This is a genomic window from Bradyrhizobium sp. CCBAU 51745 (genome assembly GCF_028128715.1).
In the GTDB taxonomy this organism is placed as follows: Bacteria; Pseudomonadota; Alphaproteobacteria; order Rhizobiales; family Xanthobacteraceae; genus Bradyrhizobium; species Bradyrhizobium manausense.
In genome coordinates, this window is the sequence record NZ_LBJP01000088.1 from 266,830 (window position 1) to 272,829 (window position 6,000).

Here is a 6,000-nt window from a genome sequence, read left to right on the forward strand (position 1 = left end):
AGCGCAGATCCAGGACCCACGACCCCAGGGAGCCGTTTTGCGAAGATTCGCGGCGACCAGCTCGCCTCGCGACTCCGGCTTGGGGTAATGGGTCCTGACTTTCGCCGGGACGACCAAAAAACTACGCCTCCGCCAACACCCGCGCATTGGCGCGGATCGAGGCTTCGCTGACGCGAATGCCGAGGCCGGGGCCATCGGGCACCACCACATGACCGGCGCGGTTGGCGACGCGCTCCTCCAGCACGTCTTCGGTCAGCACGTGATGCGGCATGTAGAATTCACAGCCGAGCGAGATGCCCGGTGTCGCCGCGATCAGCTGCGTGCCGGCGGCGAGGCCAATGCCGCCTTCCCACAGCGTGCCGCCATAGCCGGGCAGGCCGGCGATGTCGGCGATCGCCATGATCGCCTGCGCCTCGTACAGGCCGCCTGATTTCATCAATTTGATCGAGACGGCATCGGCCGCCTCGCGGCGCACGACCTCCATCATGTCACGGCGATCGAAGCAGCTCTCGTCCGCGAGCACTGGCGTTTCCAGCGCCGCGGTGAGCTGCGCCATCACGTCGAGAAACTTGCGCGGCACTGGCTGCTCGATGAAGGTCGGCGCAAATTCCTCGACATCGCGCAGGATCTTGATGGCGCCGAACGGCGCCAAAGCCTGGTTGTAGTCGACGCGCAGATCGACCTTGTCGCCGAACTCTTTCCGGATCGCTTCGAGATGATCGAGGTCCTCGCGATGCGGTTTTACGCCGGTCTTGACCTTGTAGATGACATTGCCCTCAGGAACCATCTTGCGCATACGTTCGAGATCGGCGGCGAAGTCAGGATCGGCGATGGAGAACGACAGCGGGATGGTGTCGCGCACGCGGCCGCCGAGCAGGTCGGCAACCGAGAGTCCCGACGATTTGCCGACGATGTCGAGCAGCGCCATCTCAATCGCAACTTTTGCTTCGGCGTGCCCAACCAGCGCGCGGTCGAGCTCAGCCATCAGCGCGCGGATGCGGCGCACGGATTTGCCGATCACGATCGGCCGCAAATAAATGTCGAGCGCCGCGAACGCAGCTTCCTGTGTTCCCGTGAACACCTCCCACGGCGCAGCTTCGCCCCAGCCGATCACGCCGTCGCTCGAGGTCAGCTCGAGCAGCACGCGCTTCACGGTGCCCTTGACGTTGCCGACGCCCTGCAGGCGCGCCATCTTGATCGGGCTTTCGATCAGGAATAGGCGGAGACGCTGGATGGTCGCTTCGGTCATGTCAGGCCTCCATTGACGTGCCAGACCTGACCGGTGACGTAGGATGCTTTCGGGGACGCCAGAAAGGCGATGATCTCGGCGACTTCTTCCGGCCGCCCGCGGCGGCGCATCGGGATCAGCGCTTCCGTTGCGGCGATCTGCTCGGGCGAAAGCCGGCTCTCGCCCGGCTTGTCCTTGACGATCAGGCCGGGCGACACCGCGTTGACGGTGATGCCGTCTTTTGCAAGCTCCATCGCGGTGAGTCGCACCAGCGCTTCCAGCGCGGAGCGGCTCGCGGCCGTCGCTGCGAACGGCGCGAATTCGGGCCGGATCGCGTGTGCGACGAAGGAGGACACCGCGACGATCCGCGCATCATTCCCGGCCCGCAGCATCGGCAGTGCAGCCTCGACCATCCGTGTGAAAGCCAGCGCCGATTCGTCCATCGCCTGCCGGAACTGATCCGCCGGGGTGCCGATCGCGCTGCCGCGGCGGGCATGGCCGCCGACGAGAACCAAGCCATCGAGCCGGCCGAAAGCCGATTGCACCGCGGCGATGGCACCGGTCGCGGCTGTTTCCCCGGCGAGATCGCCAAGGCATTTGGCGACCGCGGCGCCCTTTGCTTCGGCTTCCGCTGCCGTGGCATCGAGGCCCGTGGCGTTCGAGCGCGTGTGCAGCAGAAGCGCCGTGCCGGGTGCGGCAAGCAACTTTGCCGCGGCACGGCCGATGCCGCTGGCGGCGCCGGTGACGAGATAGACGCGATTGATCTCAGGCATCACGATGTCGCGTTGGCCGGCGGCAGCGCGCCGGTGCGGTGGAAATGGCTGAGGAAGGCGCGCGTTGCGGCTTCCCTGGGATTGTCGATCACCTGCCGCGCCGGGCCTTCCTCGATCACGACGCCGTCGCGCATGAAGATCAGGCGGTCGGCGACTTCGCGGGCAAAGGCGATTTCGTGGGTCACGATCACCATGGTCATGCCTTCGGAGGCCAGCTGCTGGATCACGTTCAGCACCTCGCCGACGAGCTCGGGATCGAGCGCCGAGGTCGCTTCGTCGAACAGCATGACGTCAGGCTCCATCGCCAGCGCGCGTGCGATCGCAACGCGCTGCTTCTGGCCGCCTGACAGCGTTGCCGGATATTGGTCCGCCTTCTCCGCGAGCCCGACCTTGGCGAGCTGCGCCCGCGCGAGCTTTTCGGCGTCGGCCTTGGCCATGCGCCGCACGGTGACCGGCCCCTCCATCACGTTCTGGAGTGTCGTCATGTGCGGGAACAGGTTGAAGTGCTGGAACACCATGCCGGTGGTGGCGCGGAATTTTGCCAGGCTCTTTACGTCGGGGAGCTTTGTGCCGTCGCCGAACGCAAAGCTGATATCACCGACGCGCACGCTGCCGCCGTCGGGCACGACCAGAAGATTGATGCAGCGGAGCAGCGTCGACTTGCCGGAGCCTGAAGGCCCGATCAGCGCGACGACGCCGCCCTTGGCGACGTCGAGATTGATGTTCTTCAAAACCTCGTTGCTGCCAAAGCTCTTGCGTAAGGCCCGGATCTCGATTTTCGACGCCTCGCTCATTCGCTGACCGCCAGGTGCTTCTCGCCGCGGCGGACGATGATGGTGAGCGGGATCAGGATCGCCGCATAGGCGACCGCAACCGCGGTGTAGGTCTCCAGCGGCCGGTAGCTGTCATGAGCCGCGACCTGGCTCTGATACACGAGGTCGGGCACCGCCAGCACCGAGACCAGCGACGTGTTCTTGAACTGGATGATCGACTGGTTCATCAGCGCCGGGATCATGCGCTTGATCGCCTGCGGCAGCACGATGCGCCGCATGCTCTGGCCTGGGGTCATGCCGAGCGCGGCACCGGCTTCCGACTGGCCCTTGTCGATCGAGATGATGCCGCCGCGGATGATCTCCGAATAGAACGAGCCGCCGTAGAGCGAGAGCGCCAGCGCCGAGGCCGTAATCGGCGTCATCTCGACGCCGGCGAGGATCGGCAGCGCGTAGTAGAACCAGATCAGCTGCACCAGGATCGGCGTGCAGCGGAACGCCTCGATGAAGGCGAGGGCGACGAGCCGCACCGGCTTCAAGCGCGACAGGCTGCCGAAAGCGCCGAACAGGCCGAACACGAGGCCGAGCAGCACGATCACCACGGTGAAGCCGACGGTGACGCCAAGCCCGTTGAGAAAGAGCCAGCGATAGCTCCAGAGGATGCCGAAGTCCCACTGATACATGTGTGCGATTACTCGTCTCGTACTGTCATTCCGGGGCGCCCGGAGGGCGAGCCCGGAATCTCGAGATTCCGGGTTCGATGCTTCGCATCGCCCCGGAATGACAGCGTTGCTCTTACAGCGACACGCCCGGCGGGATGTCCGCCTCGGTCACGCCCACCAGCTCCATATTGGTGATGATGGCGTTGCGGATGAAGCCGAGGCCCCTGTTGAAGTCGATCCAGGTGTTGACGTAGTCACGCCAGGTCTTGTCGTTCTCGCGGCGGAAGCCGGCATTCGACGTCGTCGCGAAGATCGGCGTCGGCAGTACGAACTGGCCGAGCGAGGGGTTCTTCTTCAGCACGGTCAGCGACAGCATCGTGATCAGGCACTGCGCGTCGACGCGGCCGGTCTGCAGCGCGGCGGTGGCGTCGTCGGCGGTCTTCAGCCGCGAGATCTGCGCCTTCGGCGTCAGGCGGCTGACGACCTGGTCGTGGGACGAGCCCTGGTCGACCGCGATCTTGATATCGGGCGAGTTCAGCTCGGCCCAGCTCTTCGGCTTGAAGTCCTTCTTGCAGAGAATGCCGAAGGCGTTGTTGAAGACAGGCACCGAGAAGTCGACCACCAGCGCGCGCTTCGGCGTCGGGTTCAGGCCGAAGAAGATGTCGATCTTGTTGGACTGCAGATCCAGCACCGAATTGCCCCAAGTCGTCTCGGTGATCTCGAGCTCGGCCTCCATGTCGTCGGCCAACGCCTTGGCGATGTCGATGTAGAAGCCCTTCCACTGGCCGCTGGAAAGATCCTTCATGTAATAGGGCGCGCCGCCGCCGACGGCACCGATCCGCATCTTCTTGGTGCGGCGGATGCGGGCGAAGGTCGATTCGTTGGGATCGGCCGCCTGGGCCACGGCCTTCGAGGCCAGCGCGCTTGCGGTCACCGCGCCGACGGCGCCAAGTCCGACAATCGATGCAACATCACGACGTGTAACCATTGGGATCAATCGCTTTTCTGGTGAGGTGGAGTTCCGGCAGCGTTCTTACCAAGGCGGCCCTGGTAGCGAAAGCACAGCCTATCGGCTGGGCAGGTCAGGAATTGCCCGGATGCTGGGCAAGATCAAGTTGGCCGATATGATACCCGCTTGCTTTCCCGCTCCTTTGGCCCCAAATAGGGACCGGGAGATTGGCGGTGGACGAGCCACTCGCCAACCGGGTCAGGTCCGGAAGGAAGCAGCCCTAACGAGGTCCGGATCGGGTCGCTCGTCAGTCTCCTACCTGTTTTTTCGAGCGAACCAGCGCCGGCGGGCCTCCCGCTGGCGCGCTCCTGTCCGCAAAAGCCAGCCGAGAGACATTCCATTGCGGATTGACCGATGACCGACGCTGGCGCCCCTCCACCTCCTGATAGCGCCGGCCCGGCCGGCAACGCGCCCTATCGGGTGCTGGCGCGGAAATACCGTCCCTCGAGCTTCGACGATCTGATCGGCCAGGAGGCGGTGGTCCGCACCGTCTCCAATGCGTTCGAAACCGGCCGGATTCCGCAGGCCTGGATCCTCACCGGCGTCCGCGGCGTCGGTAAGACCACCACTGCGCGCATCCTCGCCCGTGCGCTCAACTACGAGATGCCGGACGGTTCGGTGAAGGGCCCGACCATCCACATGCCGACCCTTGGCGTGCATTGTCAGGCGATCATGGAAAGCCGGCATATGGACGTGCTGGAGATGGATGCGGCCTCGCACACCGGTGTCGACGACGTCCGCCAGATCAATGACAGCGTGCGCTACGCTCCGGCCAGTGCCCGCTACAAGGTCTACATCATCGACGAAGTCCACATGCTGTCGACGGCGGCGTTCAACGCCTTCCTGAAGACGCTGGAGGAACCGCCGGAGCACGCCAAGTTCGTGTTCGCCACCACCGAGATCCGCAAGGTCCCGGTCACGGTGCTGTCGCGCTGCCAGCGCTTCGACCTGCGCCGCGTCGAGGCCGACGTGCTGATGAAGCATCTCGCCAACATCGCCGCGAAGGAACATGTCGAGATCGAGCCGGAGGCGCTCGGGATCATCGCGCGCGCGGCCGAAGGCTCGGTGCGCGATTCGCTGTCGCTGCTCGACCAGGCCATCGCCCATGCGGCGGGCCGGGTGAAGGCCGATGCGGTCAGGCAGATGCTGGGCCTTGCCGACCGCACCCGTGTCATCGATCTGTTCGAGTCGCTGGCACGCGGCGACATCGCGGCTGCGTTCAAGGAGTTCCGCGATCAGTACGATGTCGGCGCGGATCCGATCGTGGTGCTGTCGGATCTCGCTGAATTCGTCAATTTCGTCACCCGCGTGAAGATCGTGCCGGCGACGGCCGACAACGTCGCCTATGGCGAGACCGAGCGCGTGCGCGCGAAGGATTTCGCCTCAAGGATCTCGATGCGCGTGCTGTCGCGGATGTGGCAGATGCTGCTCAAGGGCATCACCGAGGTACAGGGCGCGACGCGCCCGGCCGCAGCCGCCGAGATGGTGCTGGTGCGCATCGCCTATGTCGCCGATCTGCCGACGCCGGACGAAGCGATCCGGTTGCTGGAGCAGAATG

General features: G+C 65.0%; 6 protein-coding genes and 1 other RNA gene. 2 read left to right on the plus strand and 5 right to left on the minus strand.

Annotation, left to right across the window (positions count from 1 at the left end; all coding sequences use genetic code 11):
* Positions 1-121: 121 nt before the first annotated feature.
* From XH98_RS30355 to XH98_RS30375, 5 genes are all read right to left on the minus strand, one after another.
* Entirely contained in the window at positions 122-1,249 is a 1,128-nt protein-coding gene (locus XH98_RS30355) for a muconate cycloisomerase family protein (RefSeq protein WP_271620785.1), read from the minus strand.
* Entirely contained in the window at positions 1,246-2,001 is a 756-nt protein-coding gene (locus XH98_RS30360) for an SDR family NAD(P)-dependent oxidoreductase (RefSeq protein ID WP_271620786.1), read from the minus strand. Before XH98_RS30360 ends, XH98_RS30355 begins: the two co-directional genes overlap by 4 nt.
* Positions 2,001-2,795 (minus strand): amino acid ABC transporter ATP-binding protein, encoded by a 795-nt coding sequence (locus XH98_RS30365; RefSeq protein WP_271620787.1) that lies wholly within the window; start codon positions 2,793-2,795, stop codon positions 2,001-2,003. Before XH98_RS30365 ends, XH98_RS30360 begins: the two co-directional genes overlap by 1 nt.
* Positions 2,792-3,454, minus strand: coding sequence for an amino acid ABC transporter permease (locus XH98_RS30370; protein ID WP_271603527.1), 663 nt, complete (start codon positions 3,452-3,454; stop codon positions 2,792-2,794). The genes XH98_RS30365 and XH98_RS30370 overlap by 4 nt, the downstream gene beginning before the upstream one ends.
* A gap of 112 nt (positions 3,455-3,566) precedes the next feature.
* Entirely contained in the window at positions 3,567-4,421 is an 855-nt protein-coding gene (locus XH98_RS30375; protein ID WP_271603528.1) for a transporter substrate-binding domain-containing protein, read from the minus strand.
* A 183-nt stretch (positions 4,422-4,604) separates the two neighbouring features.
* On the opposite strand from XH98_RS30375, the gene ffs reads away from it, so the two are divergent.
* Together ffs and XH98_RS30385 are read left to right on the plus strand one after the other, a co-directional pair.
* Positions 4,605-4,701, plus strand: an RNA gene (gene ffs / locus XH98_RS30380) — signal recognition particle sRNA small type.
* A gap of 95 nt (positions 4,702-4,796) precedes the next feature.
* On the plus strand, positions 4,797-6,000 hold a 1,204-nt coding region (locus XH98_RS30385; protein ID WP_271620788.1), incomplete at its 3' end, for a DNA polymerase III subunit gamma/tau.

Excerpts from the sequence above, each read along its gene's own strand:
- XH98_RS30355 (WP_271620785.1), bottom strand. The coding sequence starts at position 1,249 with ATGACCGAAGCGACCATCCAGCGTCTCCGCCTATTCCTGATCGAAAGC.
- XH98_RS30360 (WP_271620786.1), bottom strand. The coding sequence starts at position 2,001 with ATGCCTGAGATCAATCGCGTCTATCTCGTCACCGGCGCCGCCAGCGGC.
- XH98_RS30365 (WP_271620787.1), bottom strand. The coding sequence starts at position 2,795 with ATGAGCGAGGCGTCGAAAATCGAGATCCGGGCCTTACGCAAGAGCTTT.
- XH98_RS30370 (WP_271603527.1), bottom strand. The coding sequence starts at position 3,454 with ATGTATCAGTGGGACTTCGGCATCCTCTGGAGCTATCGCTGGCTCTTT.
- XH98_RS30375 (WP_271603528.1), bottom strand. The coding sequence starts at position 4,421 with ATGGTTACACGTCGTGATGTTGCATCGATTGTCGGACTTGGCGCCGTC.